Origin of the sequence: Prevotella sp. P4-98, assembly GCF_002251405.1 — a bacterium.
GTDB lineage: Bacteria > Bacteroidota > Bacteroidia > Bacteroidales > Bacteroidaceae > Prevotella.
The window spans coordinates 1-26,122 of sequence record NZ_NPJC01000023.1; the positions used below are offsets into that span (position 1 = coordinate 1).

A 26,122-nucleotide genomic window follows, 5' to 3' on the forward strand; every position below is an offset into this window, starting at 1 on the left:
TGATACACAATTTCTACAAGACCATCATGAGCAGGCTTGACACCAAGGCTTTTGGGCTCAAGAAAACGAGTCGCATAAAGGCTTTTGTCTTCAGATTCATCTCCGTACCTGCCAAGTGGATCATGACTGCAAGGCAATACGTGCTGAATATCTACACAGAGAACCGAGCTTATGCAAAACCCTTCAAAACAGAATTCGGATAAGAATCCTTTCTTTCCGGTTTGAATCTGCGTATTACCTCAAGTCGCATCGTGGGGTAAGGGGATGGTGGCTACATATTGATGTTGTGCTGTTGCTTTTTACTGAAAGCTGCTACTAACGACTCATAAATCTACCCTTAATCGTGTATTGGATGATAGTTGCGGATTTTAGGATAAATAAGAATTTTGGCTTTTCTTTGATTTTGTTTATTATATGTAACATAGGTGTCTTATTGATTAATTATACCTAATTTCCGCAACACTATAATTTAATGTTTTTTGGAATCTTTTCAATTATGGAGCAATTTGATATCAACTGGCTATTGTCGCAGTTTCCCCCGAACAACAATCTTTTCACTTCTCGACAAGTTGCCCGGATTACTTCCAGGCTTTCCTTCCGGAACTTCCAAACCCTGGCGACCATAATACTCCTTCCAATAGGCAGTCACTTTTCCCGTCTTGTCATGAAACGACATGGGGATGGGATTAAACACCAGTTCACCATGCGGTGTCCTATAGCATTTTTGCACCAGTTCGCTACAATACATCGCACTATCTGACGGCATAAAATTGAAGTCGTATGGTGTACCGATAAACTGCATAGCCCGTTCCACCGAGCGTGCCACACCAGTAGTATCTTTGAGCTGCGCCACCACCACAGTCTGTCGCCTTGCCTTAAAACTATCTATTGGAGTGAGACACACCCCTTGGTGTATCGCCTCAAGTGCAAATGCCGCCCCCTTGTCTTTATGGAAAATCGCCACATGATCTATTTGTTTTCCATCAAGTCCTGTTGTCACATCGGTAATGTTATTACCGTTTTCTGCCACACAGAAGAGCAAGTCCCCTTCTGCCAGGCTTTTAACGTTTATCTCATTTTGTCCTCGTGTACCAAGACACATAGCTAAGCACACAACAACTGTCATATTTTTCATCTTATTCATTATGATTTCTACTTTACCCACATTTTGACAAGCAACAAAAGTAGGATTTTATTTTGAATTCAGCAAATGAAATGATGTTTTTTTTATTGTTGTCCAGTAAAATGACTATCTTCGCTCATGATATTATTATTTCTAACAAAAACAAAGATAAACCAAAGGACTGATACCTCGTGAGAAGTATCTGCCCCAATATATGTTGTTTGCAAAAGTTCTAGTAGCCAGCAATAATTTCAAATAATCTCATCGCTAAATTAGCAATCAACAATTTTGTCTGCATATTGCTTCTCCCCCTCAGCGTTTTATATACAACAACTGCGGCTTTGGGCACATATATATTTTTTTAGCATAGATAATGGTATTTGCTTGTAGTTCTTGTTTTTTTTTCTTAACTTTGTAGTCAATATATATAATCTTCATCACGTATGAAACTAAAACTGTTTGTCTTATTACTATTGATTATCATCGTTGTCATGCCATCGGATGCCCAAACACCTGGGACTTCCCACATGCCACCAGTTAATCAAGCACTACCACACATCAGCAACCACCTAAACGTGACAACAAATCTACCTGTCAAAAAGAGCATGCCAGCCGTTTCAGAGGCCAGAATACAAGATTATTTCCCTTTAAGCGAAGCTGTGATATATACCGATACTAAAGAGTATAAAGTCGTAAATATTACCGCAAATATGCTGGCCGATGATATTGAACGCGTCACAGGCAAACACCCCAGAGTTGTGAAAACGACATCACTCAAAAACATCCCAAAGGGAGGAGCTGTAGCCGTAACATTCTTACCCACAAGTAAAGTGAAACAAAAACAGTTTTTTTTTAGAAACTTAAACAAACAAATATTATATTATTATGAAATTATCAAACAAATTTATCGTCATCATTGGCATACTTACCATGATGACAATGCCTTGCAAGGCACAGAAGTGGGAACATTTGGCAGACACCCCTCAAATGGGATGGAGCACATGGAACAAGTTTCAAGGTAATATCTCTGAGGACATCATCAAGGGCATCGCTGATGTGATGGTAGAAACAGGGCTACGCGATGCGGGTTATACCTATATCAATATCGATGATTGTTGGCATGGGAAACGTGATGCCGACGGGTTTATTCAGGCCGACCCGATAAAGTTTCCAAACGGCATAAAGGCCGTGGCCGACTATGTTCACAGCAAAGGGCTTAAACTTGGCATCTATAGTGATGCAGGCTCTGCAACCTGTGCAGGCAGACCAGGATCACTCGGACACGAATATCAAGATGCTATCCAATATGCCCGTTGGGGAGTGGACTATCTGAAATACGACTGGTGTAATACCACCAATGTGAATCCCCAAGGAGCATATCAACTCATTAGCGACGCTCTCCGTTCTGCTGGTCGTCCTATTTTCCTAAGTATGTGCGAATGGGGCAATAGTCAACCTTGGAAATGGGCTCGTGAGATTGGCCATTCATGGCGTACCACACCCGATATATGGTGTCATTTCGATTCTTTGCGTGTATTCCCAGGCTACACCCAGTTTGGTGTGATGCAGTGCATCCAATTCAACGACTCATTGCGTCAGTATGCAGGCAAGGGATACTGGAACGACCCCGACATGCTGGAGGTGGGCAATGGTATGACAGAAAACGAGGATCGTGCCCACTTTACCATGTGGTGTATGATGGCCAGTCCACTGATACTTGGAAACGACCTACGCAACATGAGTGAGGCTACTCGCAATATTATTATGAACAAGGAGATGATAGCAATCAATCAAGACACACTTGGCATTCAAGGTCTGCACTATTGCGACCGTGATGGACTACAATTCTGGTTTAAGCCTTTGGCTGGTGGCGATTGGGCTTTCACCATTCTTAATCCCACACAGAATAACATTGTGTGTGAACTAAATTGGCAAGATTTCAATTTTATTGATTCGCAAGTGAGTAAAATGAGCACAGCTTTCAATACGAACATATATAAAGTCTATAACCTTTGGACACATAAGATGGAGGGCAAAACAAATTTAAAAAACAAAATTGTCCGTAAGATTACTGTAAAATCTCGTGACGTTGTATCATATCGTTTAATAAAATAAGTTATTACTTTCTGGCAAATAGAAGGCACTCTCCGTCTCATTTTTACCAGATAACAATGGTACTATATTTTAGTAATTAAGAATAAGACAAAGAAACATCATATTCATAGTGATTTCCATAAAAAATGTTGATTACGGCATCACCTTATGCAAATGATAGAAAGATAAGCAACTCCTAAGATAGCAAAACATGACTATTTCTCGAAGTGTTGATAGTCTTTCACAGTACGCCAATGTCCTCCCCAGACAAAACCATGTTGACGAAACAGACGATAGCATAGATCGTGTTCTGTTATCTTATAGGGAAAGGAAGCCCGACGGTCTGCATATCTGCGGGCAGTAGAAGGTTGTATATAGAGCGTTCCATCTTTGCGGCGTCGCACGCATGGATTGTAGAGAGGATTGATGTCGATAGCTAATCCTCGCGCATGTTTAGAGAGTGTTTTACTTCCTGCCACTTTGCGATAGCAATAACACGAAGTATTATTGGCCCGCATGGATTGTTCATCGTCGTTATCATAGTCTGAGATAGGGCGAATGCGTTCTATGGGATATCGTTGTCGGTATAGTTCTGCAAATATCTCACGCAGGTCATCTGTTATTGTATGATTACAAACAATTGTTCCTGTATGTGTCACTCCTTGCCCATCGATATGTTTCACTTGAAGCGTATCGAGTCTCACCCCTGCCGGTTGTGCAGAAGTTGTCAGTAGTGTCAAGCACCATACCATAATAATTAGTATTTCTCGCTTCATCGCTACAAAGGTAGTGCATACCGAGAGAAATACAAAGAGAAACAAAGTTTTTCTTTTATTTCCGAACTGACAAACGAAGAAAGTGCAGAGTCAAGCTCGCTTGAACTATGCCTTTCAAGGAGAAAGGAAACCAAAAGGTTAGGTGCAGCCTACCTTGGACCGCAGGTCAAAGGCAACGATCAAATAAGAAAAACACCAATTTTTGTAGCAACTAAGGCTGAGAGAAAATGCAATATAAAAGGAGTATTATGCACATATTTGATGAGAAATGCTTACCTTTGCAGATAAAATGAAATAAAAACGGCAAGAAATATTCACTTTTGAAAACAAAATACAGCACAATAATGACAAATGATAACATTAATGAGATACTGCTAAAGAATGTCAGCATCCTCTCACGACATTCGGAGAAAGAAGACAGTATGATGCCGAAAGGTAACGCTCCCCTGCCCTCTGTAGAGAGTGTGCGCAACATTGTGACGTTAGTGAAAAGCATCATTTTCAGCGACTATTTCTACCAACGACAACCACAGGAGGAAATCCGTTCCTATTATATCGGTGTAAAGATGGAAGACCTATACAAAGAGTTGAAGGAACAGATTGCCCGTGGACTACAGTTCTGCAAGCAGATGGGTGAAGAGGAAGTGCAACGCAAAGCCGAGACGCTGACTTTAGAATTTATTGATGAACTGCCAGAGCTGAAGCGTCTGCTCTATACCGATGTGGAAGCCATGTTCGACAACGATCCTGCCGCAGAAACCTACGGTGAGGTAATCTTCTGTTATCCAGTGGTCAATGCCATGACCCACTATCGCATTGCCCACGCCCTCCACGTGAAGAATATTCCCGTCATACCGCGTATCATCACCGAACAAGCACACTCCAAGACTGGTATCGACATACACCCCGGCGCTACCATAGGAGAGTATTTTGCTATTGACCATGGCACTGGTGTTGTGATTGGCGAAACCTGTATTATCGGCCATCATGTCACGCTCTATCAGGGTGTTACGCTTGGTGCAAAGAGTTTCAAATACGACGAGCAGGGTAATGTGCTTAACGTTCCACGCCACCCGATTATAGAAGACCATGTGACAGTATATTCCAATGCTTCGATACTTGGACGCATCACTATTGGCCACGATAGTGTGATAGGCGGTAACATCTGGGTTACACACGATGTTCCACCCCATTCACGCATTCAACAGTCGAGGGCGGTCGATGTATCATTCAATGGTGGATTGGGGATATAAATTCCTCTTGGATTAGACTGAGGTCGGATAAAGACTGAGAAAAAGGAAAGAGGGCCTGTTTGGGTCCTCTTTCCTTTTTCTCTTATATAACGATATTATTTAAATTCATCTTTCGGTACCATGATAAACTGTCTGTCTCCGGCAGCTCTTGTTCTTGTCACCTTTACCAGATTGAAAGCGGCGAGTGTTGAACCATCATAGTAATCGTCGAAATATCCACGGAAGTGTGGGGTTCTACCCACAGTGTAGATATCATAGTCGCGAACTACCACGGTTGTATTATCATCGTAGTCAATATATATTTTGCCACCTCTTACCGTCCAATCAAAATAAGTCTGACTACTGCGTCCTGTGTTGAGGTTGTAGTCAATTTCATACCCCGTACCACCACGTGAGAAGTCTCCTTCCTGTACAAAGGTTATCTCTGTTTCGTAGGTATCAGTCATGTGCTGACCATAGCGATAGTCATAAAACTCGCTTGAAAGTGTTCCACTCCATACGCCATCGAGGTCGTATGCCAAATCGGTATCCGAATCGCAACTGGTCATCACAAACATGGTGCAGATGGCCATCAGGGTGTAAGTCAATGTTTGTTTCATAATCATATATCGTTTAGTTTCTGGAAACAAAGGTAGTGCAAATCGAGAGAAATACAAAACATATTTCCCTTTTTTCTATAGGGAAACCCCTATTCTTCTGTAGAAAAATATATTTAACCCTTATTGCCCTTCAACGCAGAAACACGATTTTAGAGATAGAGTCCTACAAGAATCTATTAGTCGATTTATGATAAATATCATAGAATAGATTTTTTCACAATTTTCTTCATGGGTATTTGATTAAATTTTGCTATCTTTGCAAATGATAAGCATGAAGTGGCTGTACGAGTACCACTTCAAAATTTCTTTTCCATTATTAACACAATCAATAAAGAAGCGGCACGATTGGGAAATCCTGCCGCTTTCTATTCTTTTTAGTATTCTTACGAATTAGGATTGTTTCTTACCAAATTCGGGATCAACATTCAAAAACCACGTCACGATATAAGTTAGCGAACAAGTCCCTATCACGATGAGGAAGAACACAGGATAGCCCACAGCCTCTTGCAGGGCTCCAGCAAACATGCCCGGTATCATCATCGACAGAGCCATGAAGGCAGTACACAGCGCATAATGGGAGGTTTTATGGTCACCACGGCTATAATAAATAAGGTATAGCATATAGGCAGAAAAGCCGAATCCATAGCCAAACTGCTCAACAAAGACGCATATATCAATGATCAACAGATTGGAGGGTAAGGCATAGGAGAGATAGACATAGACAAGGTCGGGCAACGTGATCGCCATTACCATAGGCCAGAGCCATCGTTTCAATCCGTCACGACTTGCCACTACTCCACCGAGTATTCCACCGAGGGTCAGTCCGATGATTCCTACTGTGCCCTGCACTAATCCGTATTCCACATCGGAAAGACCGAGTCCGCCATTGCGTACGGAGTCAACAAGGAACAATGCCGACACCTTAGCCAACAGTCCTTCAGGCATACGATAGAATAGCATGAAGCAGATAGCCACCCACATCTGCGGTTTTCTAAAAAATGTCACCACTGTGGCCACAAACTCATCTGCTATCTGGCGCATAGTACGACGCACTTTATCGCTATCCTCGCTGGGGCGTGGTAATACCCAACTATGGTAGAGCCATAAGGCGATGAAGAGTCCTGCCATGAAATAAAATACCAGACTCCATGCATAGGTAATACTACGAGTGAGGACCTGTAACACACCGGCAAGACCTACCAACAGTCCTGATGCCACAATAGTGGCTATGCGATAGAAGGTGGAGCGGATTCCTACAAAGAATGCCTGTTCGTGTTGGTCAAGACCGAGCATATAGAAACCGTCGGCAGCAATATCGTGGGTAGCACTACCGAACGCCATCAACCAAAAGAAACATAGCGACCCTTGCAACCACCATGGACCTGGTATGGTAAACGCCACACCAGCCAAGGCTGCCCCGATGAGCAGTTGCATCGCCACTATCCACCAGCGTTTGGATCGGAGTATATCCACGAACGGGCTCCAGAGCGGTTTGATGACCCATGGCAGATAGAGCCATGAAGTGTAGAGTGTGATATCGGCATTTGACAAGCCGAGACGTTTGTACATGATGAGTGAGATGGTCATCACAGCCACATAAGGCACTCCCTCGGCAAAATAGAGCGATGGAACCCATGTCCACGGCGACATTCGTTTGTTGTGTAACATCAGTATATCTTTTTAATTTCGGCTCCACGATAGTAGTGAAGCAGTATTTCATCGTATTTATATCCTTGTTGTCCCATGACGGCGGCTCCTATCTGACAGAGTCCGACGCCGTGTCCCCAACCGCGTCCATGCAGTCGGAAGCCTGTTTCAGTTTTCTCTACATCGAAGGCAGAACTATAGAGATGGCTCTCGCTGAGGGCCCGACGTATCTCAAGTTCCTTACCGATAGTGAAGGTTTTCTTCGTACCCACTATTTTGAGTTTCCATATACGTCCACTCTTGCCTCGCTCTAAAGGAATGAGGTCGGTAATGGTGCCGAAGTCTTCTTTGAGTTTCTCGCTGACCAGTTGGGAGAGTTTCTCTGTAGAATACTCCACGGTCCAGCGATAGAAATCGTTGGTCTCTTGATCGTAGTCGTTGAGTACTTGTTCCAGTACGGCCTTATCGTTGGTGTTGCAGAAGGGGTCTTCTACTGAAACGAGATATGGTTTCGGAGTATCTTCCCAACAATACTGAAATTCCTCGGTCACTCCACCGCAACATTTCGAGAATCGTGCGTCACATATTTCATCGCCATAACATAGGATTTGTCCTCGTGTGGCTTGCAAGGCTTGTTCTACAGCCGGACTGGTTTGTTTGGTGATGCCTTGATAGCGTTGGCAATGGTCGTCGGCACAAACATCGAAGATGGTATGGTCTTCGCGGTCGTACCAGCGGATGAGTTCATCGTCTTTCTTGACAAACGAGAAGAAACCATCTTTGCGTTGTCCTGCTTCCTCCCGTCTGCGCATCTGCGCCAAGAGCCATGACCGGGAGATAACGGCATGAGCTTTCAGCAGTTCCACACCAGCCGTTGCCTTCATCTCGCTGGAGATGACGCTGGCCAGATAGCGTTCCACAGGCAGTTGGTTGATGGCTGTTATCTTATCAGATTCGACCACAAGGCGTAGTGTGCCGAGGAATACCTGTGTCTCTTTTCGTTCCCAATGGAAATTAACACCGATGGTCACATCATGGAGCGAGAACGACGCTGTTGGGGTTTGTGGTGTGAAGGTCAGTTCGCGATATTGCATGCCTCGCCATAGGATTCCGCCTTCAGAAAATTCCACTACCTGTTCGCCTTTTATGAGTTCTCCTTTTGCCATATATGGTGCGTTGAGAGCAAAGGCGATTTTCTGTCCGCTTACAATTCCCACGGTGACATCAGGCTGTACGCCGTGTTCCTTCTGTGTTGATGTAGAGACTCTTGCCTCTTTCATCTTGCGGATGGCTTCTGCCACCTCATCGGGGGTGAGAGTCACTTCCTGCAGGATGGCTGATGCCTTTTCTGGAGTCAGTTTACGGAAGTCTTCCTCACGTGGTGTGATGATGAGTCCCCCCATATCTACGGCACCCGGACTGATGATGTATTGTTGTTCGCCTGTTGCAGTATAGCAGTCTGGGCGATGTTTTCTGCGTGGCAATACGACAGAGAGGATTGCGTCACCTTGTTTCCATGCTATGATATTCATCATCGGTTCGGTGTCGTCTGCCTGCATCGGCAAACTGTCATACAAGCGACGGAACAACTGGCAGCCTCGCTCTTCGCAATGGCTGCGCACGAGGAATGCAGCTGCGGGATATTCGGGTATCTGCCAGATGCCCTCTTCACCATCGCTCACCACTTCTATCAAGCTGCGACTGAGTCGTTGCCATGAACGTTGCAACGGCAACTTACCGCTACAGATGGCTTGCAGATGGGCATGATCAGGTGCCGATGCACCACATTTCGGTCCATTATATAATAAGGTAAAATCACGATGCTGGCACACCAGGTGGAGCAGTTCATCGTACATAGGCAGGATGGCTTGTCGCTGATGGCGCAAGGTAGGTAGTGTGAAATGGATGGGGAGGATGGGGAACGGATTGACTAAGAGTTCGTAATCGCCATCGATTGTATGGTGCATCTGTTCTTTGGGTCTGTTCTTCTGACAGAGGAAGCAAGGTCTTTCTGCCAACGATTTAGCATCAATCTTCGCTCCTGTAGATCGGATGCGCGCTGGATTCCATTGCACTTGGAGCGAGAGATTGTCGGCCAACAGTTCGCGAGTCTCTACTCTTGTCAGTTCGCGATAGCGTTGGCACACTTCATCCCACACGGCCATTTGTCGGTTGAAGAAGCGCATCAGAGCAGACTGCTCCATCCTGTCGTGCAGTCCTTGGTTCATCCGCTGGCGTGCTTTCAATTCCATGGTGCGCAGACGGTCTTTATAGAGATTGTTGGCGTTGATTTTCTCTACAGATAGTGCTGCGTCTGAGTTGCCCCCCCAACGGCGGCAGAGATACAGTTCGGTGAAGATACGTCCGATACGGAAGTGGCGCGAGAACATCAAGCCGAGAGCATAGTCTTCGCCATACGAGGTATTGGGGAACTGCACCTGTCGGAGCAATGGGGTAAAGAAGGCGCGTGGCGCACCGAGTCCATTGATGCGGAGTGCATTGTTTGGTCCGTTTTCGTCAGTCCATTCGTGATGATCGATAAGTCCTGGCGGTAAGGTGTTGAGTTCAAAGTCGCACATGCGATAGGAACCAATCACCATGGCTGCCTTCTGCTTATAGAATGCTTCTACGATAGTTTTCAGCGTAGCGGGTGACGAATAGAGGTCGTCGCTATCGAGCTGTACGGCAAAGCGTCCACACCATTGGCTGTTGATTGCTTCGTTCCAGCATCCGCCAATACCGAGATCATGACGTTTTGGAGTGATGACCACGAGGCGTTTATCGGCCTTTGCCATATCCGCCAGGAGTTGTCCTGTACCGTCGGTCGAATGGTTGTCCACCACAATCACATTGAAATTGAAGTCGGCTTTCTGTGCCAATGCACTCTTCACAGCATCGCAGATGGTCTTGGCACGATTGAAAACCGGGATAACGACCGAGGCTTCAACCTCAAATTCCTGTTCTTGGAAGTCGATATCTTCGTATTGTGTAGTATCCACCATGGCGTTGACTGCACGCAGATGTGCTGTGCAGGCGCGTTCCATCTCTATCTGCACCTCGCGGTTGGCAGGATTGACATAGTCAAACTGCTTGACACCTGATGCTCGCAAATCGCTTTCGTCTTCGGTATAGAGATATTCGTTGAGGTGGAACAAGAGTCCTTGTCGGCTCAATGCCAATCGCAAGTCATAGAGTCCTGCCCATTGATAGTCGGCAGAAGGTCCATCGGTCATATATTGTTGCAAGGCTTCGTTGCGCAACAGCCAGATGCTACCGAAATCGAAATCGTCGCGTAGAGAACCCTCTTGATAGTCGATCACGGGATGTGCGGTACGCTTACCTTCTTCCATTTGCCAGCGGTCGCTATAAACCATAACGGCTCCGGTATCTTCTGCTGCCAGCGCCATACGTTCCAATGCGACGTTGCCTAAAGTTCCAGAATTGGGTTTCACGCTTAGCATGACATAGGGAGCGGAAGCATGTTGCGCCACTTGTTTCACCAATGCACTACTGGTGAGGTTTTCCACACGAAGAAGTGTACATCCTTTGGGTGGCTGTTGTTCAGCCAAGTCTCCGTTGACTAAAAGAAATATATTGCTTACTGTTGTGCTTTGCTGTAGTTGTTCCACTTTTTCGGCAATATCCGCAAGTGAGTGGCAAGCCAAGAAGCAGTCTATTTTCTGTCTCATTTTTCTTTTTTTTTATTTATTTTCTACAAAGGTAGTGCAAACCGAGAGAAATACAAAGAGAAACGAAGTTTTTCTTTTATTTCCGAACTAAAGAACGAAGTAAAGGCATAGCCCAAAATACATTTTACGGCTCGGCTTCGGGATGTATTCGGGATGCCGTCGGGATATATTTCTATCCTTTTCATGTACGAAGCAAGTCCCAAGCAAGTTCCAAGTAAGTCCCAAAAGCTTACTAATGGAGGGGAGTCAGATAGGAGCTACTACCCAGATACATATTAAGCATGTTGAACTCTAATAAGCGATTAAGGGTAATGTTTATCCACCTACAAATCCTAACTGCATGATCATCTAAGTCTTTTTTCACGCGCGCTCGAAAAGAAGATACGTCAAGTAAGCAATTATCAGACAACAAAAAAGTACATCATACTATAACACAATAACTTAACACATAAAACCAACAAAGAACAAACCATAGTAAATTAACGACTATCATGATGCCTGATTACAGAATTATTGTTGTCAAATGGTGATTTCTTGCCATTATTCTCGCGCACGCGAATAAACAATCAATTTTATACTTCAGAAACAACAAATATTGTAGTCCGGAAAACAAATCTTCCATCGAAAAATGGTTGTTACCTGCTATAAAATTCACAAATAAATCATTTAAGAGAATATGCAAAGACCCCCCTTTATACGAAAATAGCAGTAAAAAGAATATAAAAGGTAATTCAGAATTCGTCTTTCTCGACATTTTTTCATACCTTTGCAAGCTATAATGCAACCCGAAAGAATGGACATAACAAAAAAAAGACTGCTCGGACTGACGCCCACCGAACTCAAGACTGTGGTCGCTGAGTTTGGAATGCCAGCATTTACCACTAAGCAGATAACCCAATGGCTCTACGAGAAACATGCCAAAAGCATAGACGAGATGACCAACATCTCGAAGCAAAACCGTATACGGCTGGCTGAAGAATACGAAGTAGGCGCCTGGGAACCCATAGATTGCCAACGCAGTATCGACGGTACTGTAAAATACCTATTTCCTGTCAGTTGTGGAGAAGGGAAGTTTGTTGAAACCGTTTATATACCCGATGGCGACCGAGCCACAATCTGTGTATCATGCCAGGTGGGCTGCAAGATGAACTGCCTATTCTGCCAAACGGGCAAGCAAGGATGGGAAGGCAACCTCACCGTGGCAGACATCCTCAACCAGATTTACGCCATGCCAGAGGCCGAAACCCTGACAAACATTGTGTTTATGGGACAAGGCGAACCGATGGACAACCTCGATGCCATATTGCGCGTATGCGAAATAATGACCGCAGACTGGGGATACCAATGGAGTCCAAAACGCATCACAGTAAGTTCGGTGGGCGTAAGAAACAAGTTGAAGCGCTACCTCGACGAGAGCGATTGCCACGTAGCAATATCCATGCACTCGCCACTCCACGAACAGCGCCTGCAACTGATGCCTGCAGAGAAAGCAATGCCTATCGAAGAAACGGTAGAACTGCTGCGACAATACGATTTCTCACATCAGCGACGTTGCTCGTTTGAATATATCTGTTTCGGTGGACTCAACGACACGATGGAACATGCCAAAGCCATCATCAACTTGGTAAAAGGACTGGAATGTCGCGTCAACCTGATTCGTTTTCACGAAATCCCGGATGTCAAGTTGCCTGGAGCCAACGAGACTCGCATGGAACAGCTACGCGACTATCTGACACAACACGGAGTGTTTACCACCATACGCGCCAGCCGCGGACAAGACATCTTTGCAGCCTGTGGACTACTCTCCACCGCACACCAGAACAAGAAAGAATAACAAACCACACAATAACGACTTACACAATAACGACTTTAATAGACTTACACAATAACAAACTCACACAATGGAAGATAAAATGATTCGCGTGGCTATCACGCATGGAGATACAAACGGCATAGGATACGAGGTAATCCTCAAAACATTTGCCACCCCAACCATTCTCGAACTCTGTACCCCTATCGTATACGGTTCGCCAAAACTGGCCGCCTACCACCGTAAAGCACTCAATCTGGAAACCAGTTTCAACATCATAGAACGAGCTGAGGATGCCTGCGATGGTAAGCTCAACATATTAGCATGCTTCGACGACGAAGTAAAAGTAGAGCTCGGACAACCTTCAGAAGAGGCTGGAAAGGCCGCACTAATGGCACTCGACCGCGCCATGACCGACTATCGCTCAGGCTTATATGACGTACTCGTCACCGCACCAATCAACAAAGCCACCATACAAGGTGAAGGATTCCACTTCCCCGGACATACCGAATACATCGAGACCTGCGTGGGAGAAGGAAACAAAGCATTGATGATTCTGATGAATGAAGACCTGAGAGTGGCTCCCGTCACCACACATCTGCCCATACGCAACGTAGCAGAAGCCATCACCCAGGAAGCTATCGTAGAGAAAGCCTCTATCTTCAACCTCAGCTTGAAACGCGACTTCCGAATCTCCAGTCCACGCATAGCAGTACTCTCACTCAACCCCCATGCCGGCGACAACGGACTGTTGGGCAACGAAGAGAAAGACATCATCATCCCTGCCATTGAAGAACTGGAGAAGAAGGGCATACAAGCTTTCGGACCATTCCCTGCTGACGGATTCTTTGGAACCGCAGCCTATTCACACTTCGACGGCGTCCTCGCCATGTATCACGACCAAGGATTGGCACCATTCAAAACCATCGCTCTCGACAACGGAGTGAACTTCACCGCAGGACTACCTATCGTGCGCACATCACCCGACCATGGTACAGCCTACGATATTGCAGGACAAGGCAAAGCCGACGAGAACTCATTCCGTCAAGCCATCTACACCGCTATTGACGTGTTCCGCAACCGACAGTTCTACGACGAACCCATGCAGAACCCACTACCCAAGCTCTACCACGAGAAGCGCGACGACAGCGAGAAAGTGCGCTTTGCCATTCCCAAAGCAAAAGGCAAGACCGACGACAAACAACAAGCAATAAATGAGTAAGCACTGGCAAAACGGATTCTTCATCTTCGGACTCATTGTGCTCGCCTTGATGGTGACACAACTTGACTTTGCTGCAACATGGGCAGGACTGCAACGGGCAGGATATTGGGCCGTAGCAGTCATCGTACTATGGGCATTCCTATACCTGTTCAATACGGCAGCATGGTGGCTTATCGTCAAAAGTCAAGAAGAACAGAACCCAAACAACAACAGCGCAATAGCACCCTTGCCAAAGACAACGGAAGATACATCCAACACAGGGAATAGCAAACCCACACCATTCTGGTGGCTATATAAAGTGACCATTAGCGGTTTTGCACTCAACTATGCCACACCAGGTGGACTAATGGGAGGCGAACCCTATAAAATCATGATGCTCAAGCCAAAAATCGGAACCGAACGGGCCACCTCGTCAGTCATACTACACACGATGACCCATATCTTCTCCCATTTCTGGTTCTGGCTGTTGTCATGTGCACTCTACATACTGACACAACCCATGACCACGCTGATGTGGATTCTATTACCCATCATAGCCACATTCTGCCTGTTGGCCATTTGGTTCTTCCTGAAAGGCTACAAGCGCGGTATCACCGTATGGCTCATGCGGTTACTAAGCCATTTCCCCTTGGTAAAACGCTGGGCACAACCTTTCGTGGAACGCAATGCCGAACGACTACACGAAGTAGATAAGCAGATTGCCGCACTCCACAACCAAAACCAAAACACCTTCGTAGGAGCCGTCATTTTGGAGCTGGCCTGCCGCATCGCATCAGCATTGGAAATATTCTTCGTACTGTTGGTCATCACGCCATCTGCCAACTATCTGCAATGTATTCTCATACTGGCATTCACAAGTTTGTTCGCCAACCTACTGTTCTTCATACCCTTACAGTTGGGAGGACGCGAAGGCGGATTCCTCATGTCGGCAGGCGGCCTAGGAATGACAGCATCCGCAGGAATCTTTGTGGCACTCATCGTACGCATACGCGAATTGGTGTGGACAGGAATAGGCTTGCTGATGATAAAAATCAACCGCAAAACACAAGAAGAGCGATAATTTTCAGCAAGATATGCCATAATGTCAGATTTATTTAGTACCTTTGTCCGCTAAATGAAGAGTTCTGAACTACAGACCATCAAACAACGTTACAGCATCGTAGGCAACTGCGAAAGTCTGAACCATGCACTCGACGTCGCACTACAAGTGGCGCCGACAGACTTAAGCGTGCTTATTGTTGGAGAAAGCGGAGTGGGAAAAGAAATCATACCACGCGTCATACACGACAATTCACCACGCCGCAGAGAGAAGTATTTCGCCATCAACTGCGGTTCTATTCCAGAAGGCACTATCGACTCTGAACTCTTCGGACATGTGAAAGGATCATTCACAGGAGCCATCAACGACTCACTAGGATATTTCGGAGTGGCAAACAAAGGAACACTCTTCCTCGATGAAGTAGGAGAACTGCCTTTGGCAACACAAGCCCGACTGTTACGCGTGCTCGAAACAGGAGAATACATACCAGTAGGAGCTACCGAAGTGCATAAAACCGACGTCCGCATCGTAGCTGCGACAAACGTCAATATCCGACAGGCCATTACAGAGGGACGCTTCCGCGAAGACCTCTACTACCGCCTCAACTCAATCCCCATTCAAATGCCACCACTCCGCAAACGCGGCGAAGACATCATCTTGCTGTTCCGTCTCTTTGCCATGCAGATGGCAGAGAAATACCACATGGAAAAGGTTGTGCTGACCGAAGGAGCAAAACAAGTGCTGATGAAATACAAATGGCCTGGCAATGTAAGACAATTAAAAAACATCACCGAGCAAATCTCAATACTCAGCACCGACCGGCAAATCACAGCAGATGCTATCATGCGGTTTATCCCACAGGATCAGGAAACCACACAACTGGCAACTATCCGCACAAAGGATGATCATAGCTTCGAAAACGAAAGAGAGATTCTCTATAAAATACTCTTCGAACTTCGCAGTAATGTCAACGATATGCGACGAGAGATAAGCACGCTGAAAAAACAAATAAACGACGGACAGCCCACACCGGCGAATGACACAACCGGTATTGCCACCACACAACTGGCAACCATCAATACCATACAGCCCATCCAACCAAGAATGGAAGTCGCAGAGGCAGAAGAATATGTTGAGCCAGAGAAAGAGCCAGAAAACCTCAATCTCAACGACTGGAGTCGGCAGGCACTGGAAAAGGCTCTGGAAAGAAATGGAGGTAACAGAAAAAAAGCTGCATTGGAGCTGGGCATCAGCGACCGAACTCTCTACCGCAGACTGAAGCAATACGGACTGGACAAACCATCCAACAACAAATAACAAAACAGAAATAACAGAGCATGAAACCATTATTCACACATACCACCATCCGACACCTCGCAGCTCCTATGCTTCGCGGAATTGCCGTTGTGGCACTCATGCTGCTCTGCGCCTGTTCGGTAAGCTACAAATTCAATGGTGCCAGCATCGACTATTCAAAAACTAAAAGCATCCAGATAGCCGATTTCCCTATACGTTCCAGCTATGTATGGGGCCCGATGGGACCATTATTCAACAATCAGTTGAAAGACCAGTTTGCAAACCACACCCGTCTGCAACAGGTAAAGCGCAACGGCGACCTAAAAATAGAAGGCGAAATCACCCAATACCAACAGCGAAACAAATCTGTTTCTGCTGAAGGATATTCTGCACAGACCGAACTCTCAATGACGGTCAATGTGCGTTTCACCAACAATGTGAACCACAACGAAGACTTCGAGCGCCAGTTTACAGCCTCGGCAACATACGAAACGACAAAGTCACTCAACTCCGTACAGGAGGAACTCGTGACACAAATGTCGAAAGAACTCTGCGAACAGATATTCAATGCCACAGTGGCCAACTGGTAAAGTCACCGTTAACACAAAAGGTTTAAAGCATGATAAATATTGCAGAGCTCATCAATAATCCGGAGAGAATGGACCGCGACACACTCTATGAGTTGCGAGCCATGCTGGCATTACACCCGTACTACCAGACCATCCGATTGCTGATGCTGCAGAACCTCTATCTGCTCCACGACCCATCATTCGATGAGGAACTGCGCAGATCAGCAGTATATATCACCGACAGACGCACGCTGTTCAATGTGGTGGAAGGCGCACACTACCGCTGGAATCACGAAGCGAAGCCCGTTGAAACAGCACCCGATGGCGACCGCACCATCGCACTCATCGACACCTTCCTTGGATCCATTCCGAGCGAGGAGCCAGAAACAGAGAAAAAGAAACGACGCCCCACCCCAGCAGACGCTACCGTCGATTACGTAGCGTATCTTCTGGAAAGTGAAGATGAGGAAGAACAAACAGGAAACGAACTGCCAAAGATGCAGGGACAAAGCCTCATCGACAACTTCCTTGAAAAAGAACAAGGACGCTTTGCATTAGGCGATATGCGCGACAATATAGCCGACGAAGAAGACAACGGCGAAGGAAACAGCCAACAAGCAGCACAACCCGCCAATGCCAAACCAGAAGCAGAGCAAAGCAGCGACAACGAAGAAGAATTCTTCACCGAGACCTTGGCACGCATCTATATCAAACAAGGACGCTACCAAAAGGCACTCGACATCATACAAAGGCTCAGCACGCAATTCCCAGGAAAGAACGCATACTTTGCCGACCAGATAAGATTCTTAGAGAAATTAATAATAAACAGTAATAAAAACAAAAAGTAAAACAACATGGGACTTTACACATTATTTGTAATTCTGATCCTCCTGGCTGCAGTACTGATGATTCTCGTCGTACTGATCCAGGAATCTAAAGGAGGTGGTCTTTCATCAAACTTCTCTTCCTACAACTCATTGGCCGGTGTACGCAAGACAACCGACTTCATCGAGAAAGCCACTTGGGGACTTGCTATCGCAATGGTGTTCTTCAGCATCGTATGCGCATGGGTAGCTCCTACTGCCGTTACCGACAGCTCCGTGATGGAGAATGTTGAGAAATCAACAGCCAACCCCAACACATTGCCAGGTTTCGGTGCCAGCCAAAGCAAGTCTGAAACTCCAGTACAGGATGCCAAAACACCTGCTGCTCCTGCACAGACTCCTGCACCTGCCGCTCCTGCAAAATAAGCCTTGCAGACGGTCAGGCATCGCGCAAACGCTCCTTTTTGGAAGAAAATAAAGCTAAAGTGTAAAAAAGTGCGCGATTTATTTGGTAATCTCGAATAAATCGCGTACCTTTGCACTCGCTTTCCAGATGAGAGCACAGATGGTGCCCGTAGTTCAGTTGGTTAGAGCGTCAGATTGTGGTTCTGAATGTCGTGGGTTCGAGTCCCACCGGGCACCCAACTAAACCGAAGCCTGCAAGTTTCAACACTTGCAGGCTTTATTGTTTATATCAAACAAACGACACAAAGCTATCATGCAAACACAGAAACAGCACGAAAGCTCCCATACTAACACAACAAAATCTCTATACGCGCGTACATATTATATATAATACCACAACAGATTTTCAGCATACAACATCCACATCATCATTATAAGATAAAAACATTATGAACAAAAAGAGAATACTATTCGTTTGCCTCGGAAACATCTGCCGTTCACCAGCAGCAGAGGGAATATTCCAACACCTCGTCAACCAACAGCAACTGACTGACGATTTCATCATTGACTCAGCAGCAATAGGTCCTTGGCATGTGGGCGACTTGCCCGATGCAAGAATGAGACGATGTGGCACACGCCATGGCTACGACTTCAGCACAAGAGCTCGCCAACTGACAAGCGACGACTTTGCCCGTTTCGACTATATCATCGGCATGGACCACGACAACCTCAAAGCCATCAAAGCCAAAGCCCGTAGCGCAGAAGACGAATCGAAAATACTACTGATGTCCGACTTTCTGCGCCACCACAATAATGCCACCATCCCCGACCCCTATTACGGAGACGAGCGCGACTTCGAACTGGTGATAGAACTACTCGAAGACTCCTGCGAATCACTACTGAAACAACTTACAACAGAATTATAAAAAACAATCTACACATGTCACACTTTACAAACAAACTACTGCTTCTGATGGGACTGGCCGTCAGTATAGGCACAGAGGCGCAAACGCGCTTCACCTATCAAGGCAACACCCTCACCACCAACGAGCACAGACTGCTGGTGGGAAGCAAACCTACCAATGCTCGACGAAACACATTCCGCACTATTGAAGAAGCGCTACGTGCCGCCGAACAAAAGTCGTCAACCGACACGACATGGACAGAAATCTATATCGAGCCCTCTGTCTATTGGATTGACAATCCCGACGATAAAGCCATACGCATGCCTCGCAAAGGCGAAACCACCCCTTACGGCTGCGAAGTAACCATCAACAGAGTGCACATGATAGGCATGAGCGACAAAGCCGAAGACGTAGTATTGGCATGCAACCGCGGACAAACCCAAGGTGCAGATGGCAACTTCACCATGTTCCACTTTATCGGATCTGATTTCAAAGCCGACAATATCACCTTTGGCAACTATTGCAATGTCGATCTTGAATATCCCCGCAATCCAAAGCTCAACCGCGCCAAAAGACGAAACGCCATTGTACAGGCACAGTTGGCCATCTGCCAAGGTGACCGCTACACCCTGACCAACTGCCGTTTTATCTCACGCCTCAACCTCTGCCCGTTTGTCGGAGCACCACACACCAATTTCGAGCGTTGCTATTTCGAATGTACCGACGATGCTCTCTGCGGAACTGGCATCTATCGTCAGTGTCGCTTTACGCTATTCAGCAGCAAACCCTTTTACACTACCGACGGCATCCAAGGTGCGACGTTTATTGACTGCGACCTACACAGCAAGACGAAGGGCACCCAATATCTGACCAAGGCGAGCGGTCCCGTTAGTATGACCGACTGTCGTTGGACCAGCGACGATCCTGTGCTGACTATCGAATGGACCAAGCGTCCGGATCCTCGTCATCGCTGTGTAATGACAGGCTGCACCCTCAATGGAAAGCCCCTCAACGTGCCGCAACCTACCGCAGCATTACCCGTCAGTCTGCCACCCTTTGCCATCGGTCCGCAGACCGCCATTATCAGTGGGCAATGGACACTCGACTGCTACAAGCCACTTGACACGATGGACCGCGACTGGACTGCAGACAATACGCATAGCAGTTGGGGATATGCAGAAGGCATAGATGGTGCAGAAGGTTGCTGGGGCCTGATGCAACTGCAAAAGGGCGCACGCATGATGTACACCCCCGCAGAAGGGCATGACTCTGTAGGCAATCAGCGTTGCCATCTTGTTGTTGTTCCCTGCAAGAGCGGCGGTCAAGGTTTTGGCAGCGCCACCACACAATATCTCGACATCTGCATCAAGTTCGATACCCGAACACTCACCGGCTATGGCCTTCGACTGCAGCGCACCCCCGACTACGACCATTCCGTAGTAGTCAGTCTTATGGAATATGCCAATGGTCAAGTCACCCCATTGACAGAAGGCACCCGTTGTGACCTTTTCAAGGGCCGTTGTTCCATCACATTACAATCTGTTGACAGTCAGCTGACCGCTACTATAGCATCCTCACTTGTGACTCCAACGTCCGATTCAGTGGCACTACAGGAACAAACGCTGACCGCCACCATGCCCCACCCCAACCATTATGGCGGTTTCCATCTGCAACACACAGGAAGTACAGGAGCTTCAGCCACCGTCATTCAATCCATCCTCTTGCAATAGTTCCGTATTTCTCAGGAAACCAAGTAAAAGGATGGGATAAAACTCAAATCGGTCATTAGGGTTGATGATAATCCTAATGACCGATTTCTTGCTTTCCCATTCAGAACTATAGAATCAGGCAATCCAGCAGATAAACGATAGTACAGCAAATGACAGCTACTGCGAAGAGTCCCATACGCCGCCAAGCCGCAACAAGGCCAACTATAAGAGCAACAAGGCCCGATATAGGCGACATTGTAGTCTGGATGATGCCAGGGAAGGTCATCACCGCCAACGTGACATAAGGAACATAATAAAGGAAGCTGCGCAGAAAACGATTGTTGATCTGTCCTTTGATCAGCAACATCGGTATCACGCGAATCATATTCGTAGTGATGATGGCCAAAAGGATGCAGATGATGATATTATGCCTGTCCATATTGCTCCTCCGTCTTTACAGGTTTCCACCAAGCGGCAACAGCCGAGATAAGAATGGTCAGCACAATGGTTCGCGTTCCACTGCTCCACCCGCTTATCCCCGGTGCCACGCTACAAATACCACTCAACACAAAACTCGCAGCAACAGCATAGCGTACATAACGGTCGTTGCGAGCAACGGGCATGATAACGGCAAGAAACATACCGTAGAGCGCCACGCTAAGCGCAGCAACGATCGCAGAAGGCAACATTCCGCCAGCCACAATACCAGCCGCACATCCCGAAGCCCACATCATCGTAGATACCCATGCCGCCGAATAGGTATAAGCCGGTGGGCAATAGCCTTTACGCGCAATAGAAATGCCGAATACCTCATCGGTGACACAGCAAGCCATCAGCACCCTATGCATCCACGACGTTCCAGGGGCAATCTTCTGCGAGAGCGCAGCGCTCATCAGCATATAGCGCAAGTTGACCACCAGACACATGGCAACGATTTCTACGTATGTCGCTTGAGCAGCCACAAGCGTATATACCCCATATTCGCCAGCCGATGCACGAGTAAAGAAACTGCTTACGAATCCTATTGCCGCCGTCAGTCCAGCCTGTTTGGCAATGATGCCCAGTGAGAAAGCTACGGCAAAATACCCCATGGCAATGGGAGTACCGTCGCGAAACCCTTGAATGATATCTTTATATTGCATCTCCGTCTGAAAATCCATTTCCCGTCATGCCAGCAGTCTGCTGTTCGGTCCATATTCATAAAAAAAGTCCCAACCATTAGTTGTTAACGATTGGAACTCATAGGAGTGGAGCTGGAGGGAGTCGAACCCTCGTCCAAACAGGGAAACCATATGCTTTCTACATGCTTATTCCAGCCTTTGTTTTTCGAATCATGACAAGACCTGGACCACCAATCATGACCTTATCTCCTGAATTTCATCTGCCTGTCGGAGCTCCACGCAGACTATTTCCGATTATCCTGCACCGCTATACCTTCCTGATTCGGAACAACATCCAGAAGAGCGATGTCTCGTTCCCTCACCTAGTAAGGGAATTAAGCCAGTAATCTACTGTACTTCGATTAGGCAGCGAGAGCGTATTTGTTTTCGCCAATTAAATTTTTGACCGAATGGATTATGGAGTTTACAGTCGTCACTCCGCATGCTTACATACCATCTCAGCCCGCTGTCAAATCCAGTCAACCCCGAGTGATATTGTTGTTTGAGGTTGCAAATTTACAACATTTCCACATAACTTGCAACATTTCCGTTGGAAAAAGCCGAATTATATTTGCCCTTTCATACATTTTTCACTAACTTTGCCCATCAAAATCCGTACGAACCTGAAACGAATAGGCATGAATCACCCAAAATATATCATGGATTACGTCCATGCATCACATCTTTCGTTTGCTTACCTTGGCAGAATCGGAGCATCCATCAGTCTGTTGCTGCTCCTTGCAGTACATGCCAGTGGACAGGCTTTCACCTTTCTTTCCACGGAGAAAGGCCTGACGAGCAGTCTTGTGACCTTCCTGCATGAAGACCGATACGGATTGATATGGATTGCCACCGAGGACGGATTAAACCGATATGACGGAGTGAAGATCACCACCTACAAGCACCGCAAGGGCGACTGCCATTCGCTGGCCAGCAACTATGTGAGTTCGCTGATTGCCGATGCCAACGGCAATCTCATTGTCGGCACCTATAAAGGCGTGCAAATCTACCGATACGACAGCGACGATTTTTCCCCTCTAGCCACACTTCCCGATGGCAGGCCGATGAATGCAAGCATCAATGTGATGCACCTTGCCCCCGACGGCCGCCTCTATGGTGCAGGCGGTATGTCGTGTGAGATCTTGACGTCTGGCAATAAGAAGGTGGAGGTGCGCCAGACGGAAAAGCCCTATTTTCCCAACAGGATCATAGCCTCACTGCCTCGCGAGCTCAACGTCCGTACCTTCATGAGATACGACAACAACCACCTGCTGCTTGGCACCGACAGTAAGGGGCTCAAGCTCTACGACGAGCAACGTCACACCTATAGCGACTATCCCCTCGACATACCAGGCTTTTCTCAAAGTTTGGAGAAGGTGCGCCATATAGAGAAAGACCACAGGGGCAACCTATGGATAGCGCTGTATCAGAAGGGCGTTGTCATGGTTTCCCAGCGCAGAAGCATGTTTGGCTACATCGGTTCGCGCACCACACAGAAGAACATCATCGGTTCTCACTGCATCCTGTCGCTATGCCGAGACAAAGACGGTGGTCTGTGGGTCGGCACCGATGGCGATGGTCTTTATCGTCTGTACGGATCATCGTCCCAACACCTTGTTCAGGGCGTTCCCCCAATCATCAACAGCGTGATAGAAGACTCCGACGGCCGGACGTGGATCGGGTCGTTCGGCTACCCCTGCTATAGCGGCACAGGCGGTGTGTTCACCCCCGTGCCCGGACTTCCCGAACAAGCCAACGTCTTTGCCATTAGAGAAGACCGCAACCGCAGGATATGGCTCGGCACCATGGGCTATGGTGTCTATTGCTATGACATGCAGAAGAAATCGCTCTCATGGGTGAGCAGTCCCGTCATCAACAAATACGTCAACTGCCTCTATGTATTGTCAAACGGCCATGTGCTGGCAGGCACCTTCAACGGCATATACAACATCACCACGCATCGCCACCTGTGCGAGCAGCGCATAGTCTATGCCATCCATGAAGACCGCCACGGCAGACTGTGGGTAGGCACATCCGACGGCCTCCTTGTGGTGGATGGCGACCACACCAAGAGCTACACCACCTCCGACGGCATGCCCTCCAATTCCGTCTTTGCCATCAGCGAAGACGAGCGCGGCCTCATCTGGTTCTCCTCCAATGCCGGTCTGTCGTGCTTCGACGAGCTGGGCAACATCTTCACCAACTATTCCGTCAGCGACGGACTGCAAGGCAACGAGTTCTCGAAAGGAGCCCTGCTGAAAGATACCGACGGCACACTATGGTTTGCCGGTCACGGCGGCATCACCTATTTCCGGCCCTCCGCCATTGCCCGCCATCAGTACGTGCTCCACCCCCGCCTCACAGCCCTGTATATCAACAATGTGCCGGCAAACACCCGAACCCTCACCGGCGGCGAACCCGTCATGACCGACAATATCTACCAGTCGCAGCATTTCAGCATAGCCTACGAAAACAACTCGTTCAGCATCGAACTCTCGTCCGAAGAGACCGATGCTCCTGCCGAGTGCACCTATGCCTACTCCTTAGACGACGAGCCATGGGCCACCATCCCCGAAGGCGGCCACCTGGTCACCTTCAGCAATCTCGATGCAGGCAGCCACATCCTCCGCTATGCCGTGGAGTACAACGGCAAGCGATCGGAAGTGAAACAGGTAGAGATAGACATCCGTCGTCCGTGGTGGAACAGTTGGCTGACGCGTCTCCTGCTGTCCGCCCTCCTCCTCTTCATCTTCGCCCTTGTATTCTTCTGGATCAAAAGTCGCGAGAAGGTCAAAGCCCTCGCCCTCATCTCCCACAAGATACGCACTCCGATGTCGCTCATCATCAGTCCGCTGACCCAGCTCATCGACACTGATGCAGACCCCGACCGCCAAGCCACCTACCGGCTGATGCTCCGCAATGCCGAGCGTCTGCAGCATCTCGCAGCGCAAGCCACAGAGGAAGAACCCATCGGTCCGATCAGGAGCAACGAGGCGCAGGAAACCGCTCCAGCCAGTCTGCAGAAGTCGCACACCTCCCGCCATCTGCTTATCGTGGAAGACGATGATGAAGTGAGAAACTACCTCTGCAGTGCCCTCTCATCCAGCTACCACATCCGTGAAGCCCGCAACGGCAAAGAAGCCCTTGCCCTCGTGTTCCGCCATGCCCCCGATGCCATCATCAGCGATGTCACCATGCCGGAGATGGATGGTATCGCCCTCTGTCGCAAGCTGAAAAAGAATATCCAGTTTGCCCACATCCCCGTCATCCTCCTCACCGCCCGTGCCGACGAAGAATCCATGTTGCAAGGTCTTGGCATCGGCGCCGACGCCTATATCACCAAACCCTTCAATATCAAGATCCTGCAACAGAGCATCAGCAACCTCATTCTCCTCCGCCAGCAACTCTACAACACCTATCACGGCAAGCAGTTGCAAGACGACAAGCTGGAGGCAGTCGAGACAGAAGATTCCAACGAGATATTCATGCAGCGCGTCATGGCATCCATCAACAGCCACCTCAGCGAGAGCGATTTCTCCGTCGATGTGCTATGCCGAGAGGTAGGCATCAGCCGTGCCAGTCTGCACCGCAAGCTGAAAGACCAGACCAACCAGTCAGCCAGCATCTTCATTCGCAACGTCCGGCTCAGACAAGCCGAGAAGCTGCTCACCACGACCACGCTGCGCGTCAACGAGATCGCCGCCCGTGTAGGTTTCAAAAACCTCTCCTATTTCATCAATTCCTTCCGCGAACTGTATGGTGTATCGCCTACGGAGTGGAAGAGTAACAAGGACTCAGTAAGTCCAACCAACTGAACATCAAGAAGTTGCACATGGCAGAGACGGTCTGAAACAGTATTGATGTTCTCCCATCAGTTTCCCGACAATTCGCTGACTGTCGTTGGATTTTCGCAAGAAACAGTAATCTCATCAGGATGAGTCCTCTGCTATCGGGTAGTGGTTGGAATCGGGCAGATCAGATAAAGCCATAAGACGCGCCCTG

The 26,122-nt window shown here is 47.5% G+C and carries 20 protein-coding genes, 1 tRNA gene, 1 other RNA gene and 1 pseudogene; 15 read left to right on the plus strand and 8 right to left on the minus strand.

Annotation, left to right across the window (positions count from 1 at the left end):
• Positions 1–203 (plus strand): annotated as a pseudogene (locus tag CIK96_RS04215) (IS1380 family transposase); the annotation flags it as partial.
• 317 nt (positions 204–520) lie between these two features.
• Here the strand turns inward: CIK96_RS04215 and CIK96_RS04220 are convergent.
• Positions 521–1,144 (minus strand): YiiX/YebB-like N1pC/P60 family cysteine hydrolase, encoded by a 624-nt coding sequence (locus CIK96_RS04220; protein WP_094439841.1) that lies wholly within the window; start codon positions 1,142–1,144, stop codon positions 521–523.
• 422 nt (positions 1,145–1,566) lie between these two features.
• On the opposite strand from CIK96_RS04220, the gene CIK96_RS13450 reads away from it, so the two are divergent.
• Positions 1,567–2,145, plus strand: a complete 579-nt coding sequence (locus CIK96_RS13450; RefSeq protein WP_254047075.1) for a hypothetical protein — start codon at positions 1,567–1,569, stop codon at positions 2,143–2,145.
• Complete coding sequence (locus CIK96_RS04225) at positions 2,054–3,238, plus strand: glycoside hydrolase family 27 protein (RefSeq protein WP_254047078.1); 1,185 nt, start codon at positions 2,054–2,056, stop codon at positions 3,236–3,238. Before CIK96_RS13450 ends, CIK96_RS04225 begins: the two co-directional genes overlap by 92 nt.
• 194 nt (positions 3,239–3,432) lie before the next feature.
• On the opposite strand, the gene CIK96_RS04230 is transcribed toward CIK96_RS04225, so the two are convergent.
• Entirely contained in the window at positions 3,433–3,993 is a 561-nt protein-coding gene (locus CIK96_RS04230) for a M15 family metallopeptidase (protein ID WP_254046708.1), read from the minus strand.
• Positions 3,994–4,337: 344 nt separating this feature from the next.
• Between CIK96_RS04230 and epsC the strand changes: the two genes are divergently transcribed.
• Positions 4,338–5,246 carry a serine O-acetyltransferase EpsC gene (epsC, locus tag CIK96_RS04235; RefSeq protein ID WP_094391446.1) on the plus strand — a complete coding sequence of 303 codons (909 nt, stop codon included), beginning with the start codon at positions 4,338–4,340 and terminating at the stop codon, positions 5,244–5,246.
• A gap of 95 nt (positions 5,247–5,341) precedes the next feature.
• On the opposite strand, the gene CIK96_RS04240 is transcribed toward epsC, so the two are convergent.
• The 3 genes from CIK96_RS04240 to CIK96_RS04250 all read right to left on the minus strand — a co-directional run bounded on the left by CIK96_RS04240 (position 5,342) and on the right by CIK96_RS04250 (position 11,181).
• Complete coding sequence (locus tag CIK96_RS04240) at positions 5,342–5,845, minus strand: hypothetical protein (protein WP_144007204.1); 504 nt, start codon at positions 5,843–5,845, stop codon at positions 5,342–5,344.
• Between the two features lie 390 nt (positions 5,846–6,235).
• Positions 6,236–7,513 carry an MFS transporter gene (locus tag CIK96_RS04245; protein ID WP_094433935.1) on the minus strand — a complete coding sequence of 426 codons (1,278 nt, stop codon included), beginning with the start codon at positions 7,511–7,513 and terminating at the stop codon, positions 6,236–6,238.
• Positions 7,513–11,181 (minus strand): DUF4922 domain-containing protein, encoded by a 3,669-nt coding sequence (locus tag CIK96_RS04250; protein WP_094439845.1) that lies wholly within the window; start codon positions 11,179–11,181, stop codon positions 7,513–7,515. Before CIK96_RS04250 ends, CIK96_RS04245 begins: the two co-directional genes overlap by 1 nt.
• Positions 11,182–11,974: 793 nt before the next feature.
• Here CIK96_RS04250 and rlmN point away from each other — a divergent pair.
• From rlmN to CIK96_RS04305, 10 genes are all read left to right on the plus strand, one after another.
• On the plus strand, positions 11,975–13,015 hold the full coding sequence (gene rlmN, locus CIK96_RS04260; protein ID WP_094439849.1) for a 23S rRNA (adenine(2503)-C(2))-methyltransferase RlmN: 1,041 nt from the start codon (positions 11,975–11,977) through the stop codon (positions 13,013–13,015).
• A 67-nt stretch (positions 13,016–13,082) separates the two neighbouring features.
• Positions 13,083–14,213: a 4-hydroxythreonine-4-phosphate dehydrogenase PdxA gene (gene pdxA / locus CIK96_RS04265; protein WP_094439852.1), complete on the plus strand. Its 1,131-nt coding sequence runs from the start codon at positions 13,083–13,085 to the stop codon at positions 14,211–14,213.
• Positions 14,206–15,273 (plus strand): lysylphosphatidylglycerol synthase transmembrane domain-containing protein, encoded by a 1,068-nt coding sequence (locus tag CIK96_RS04270; RefSeq protein ID WP_094433939.1) that lies wholly within the window; start codon positions 14,206–14,208, stop codon positions 15,271–15,273. Before pdxA ends, CIK96_RS04270 begins: the two co-directional genes overlap by 8 nt.
• A gap of 54 nt (positions 15,274–15,327) precedes the next feature.
• Positions 15,328–16,569 (plus strand): sigma-54-dependent Fis family transcriptional regulator, encoded by a 1,242-nt coding sequence (locus CIK96_RS04275; protein ID WP_094391438.1) that lies wholly within the window; start codon positions 15,328–15,330, stop codon positions 16,567–16,569.
• 68 nt (positions 16,570–16,637) lie between these two features.
• Positions 16,638–17,138, plus strand: a complete 501-nt coding sequence (locus CIK96_RS04280) for an LptE family protein (RefSeq protein WP_094391457.1) — start codon at positions 16,638–16,640, stop codon at positions 17,136–17,138.
• Between the two features lie 32 nt (positions 17,139–17,170).
• The gene (locus CIK96_RS04285; RefSeq protein ID WP_094439876.1) at positions 17,171–17,965 is read left to right on the plus strand and encodes a hypothetical protein; all 795 of its coding nucleotides are present in this window, start codon (positions 17,171–17,173) and stop codon (positions 17,963–17,965) included.
• A 6-nt stretch (positions 17,966–17,971) separates the two neighbouring features.
• A complete protein-coding gene (gene secG, locus CIK96_RS04290) occupies positions 17,972–18,367 on the plus strand; it encodes a preprotein translocase subunit SecG (protein ID WP_094391437.1) in 396 nt (131 codons plus the stop codon).
• A gap of 142 nt (positions 18,368–18,509) precedes the next feature.
• Positions 18,510–18,583, plus strand: a tRNA-His gene (locus CIK96_RS04295).
• Positions 18,584–18,795: 212 nt separating this feature from the next.
• A complete protein-coding gene (locus CIK96_RS04300; protein ID WP_094439854.1) occupies positions 18,796–19,272 on the plus strand; it encodes a low molecular weight protein-tyrosine-phosphatase in 477 nt (158 codons plus the stop codon).
• A 14-nt stretch (positions 19,273–19,286) separates the two neighbouring features.
• The gene (locus tag CIK96_RS04305; RefSeq protein ID WP_144007479.1) at positions 19,287–20,981 is read left to right on the plus strand and encodes a hypothetical protein; all 1,695 of its coding nucleotides are present in this window, start codon (positions 19,287–19,289) and stop codon (positions 20,979–20,981) included.
• Between the two features lie 106 nt (positions 20,982–21,087).
• Here CIK96_RS04305 and CIK96_RS04310 read toward each other — a convergent pair whose 3' ends face one another.
• From CIK96_RS04310 to ssrA, 3 genes are all read right to left on the minus strand, one after another.
• A complete protein-coding gene (locus tag CIK96_RS04310) occupies positions 21,088–21,399 on the minus strand; it encodes an AzlD domain-containing protein (RefSeq protein ID WP_094439858.1) in 312 nt (103 codons plus the stop codon).
• Complete coding sequence (locus CIK96_RS04315) at positions 21,386–22,102, minus strand: AzlC family ABC transporter permease (RefSeq protein WP_254046814.1); 717 nt, start codon at positions 22,100–22,102, stop codon at positions 21,386–21,388. Before CIK96_RS04315 ends, CIK96_RS04310 begins: the two co-directional genes overlap by 14 nt.
• Before the next feature lie 103 nt (positions 22,103–22,205).
• Positions 22,206–22,607: a transfer-messenger RNA gene (ssrA, locus tag CIK96_RS04320) on the minus strand.
• A gap of 151 nt (positions 22,608–22,758) precedes the next feature.
• On the opposite strand from ssrA, the gene CIK96_RS04325 reads away from it, so the two are divergent.
• Entirely contained in the window at positions 22,759–25,935 is a 3,177-nt protein-coding gene (locus tag CIK96_RS04325) for an AraC family transcriptional regulator (protein ID WP_094439860.1), read from the plus strand.
• The last annotated feature ends 187 nt before the right edge of the window (positions 25,936–26,122 follow it).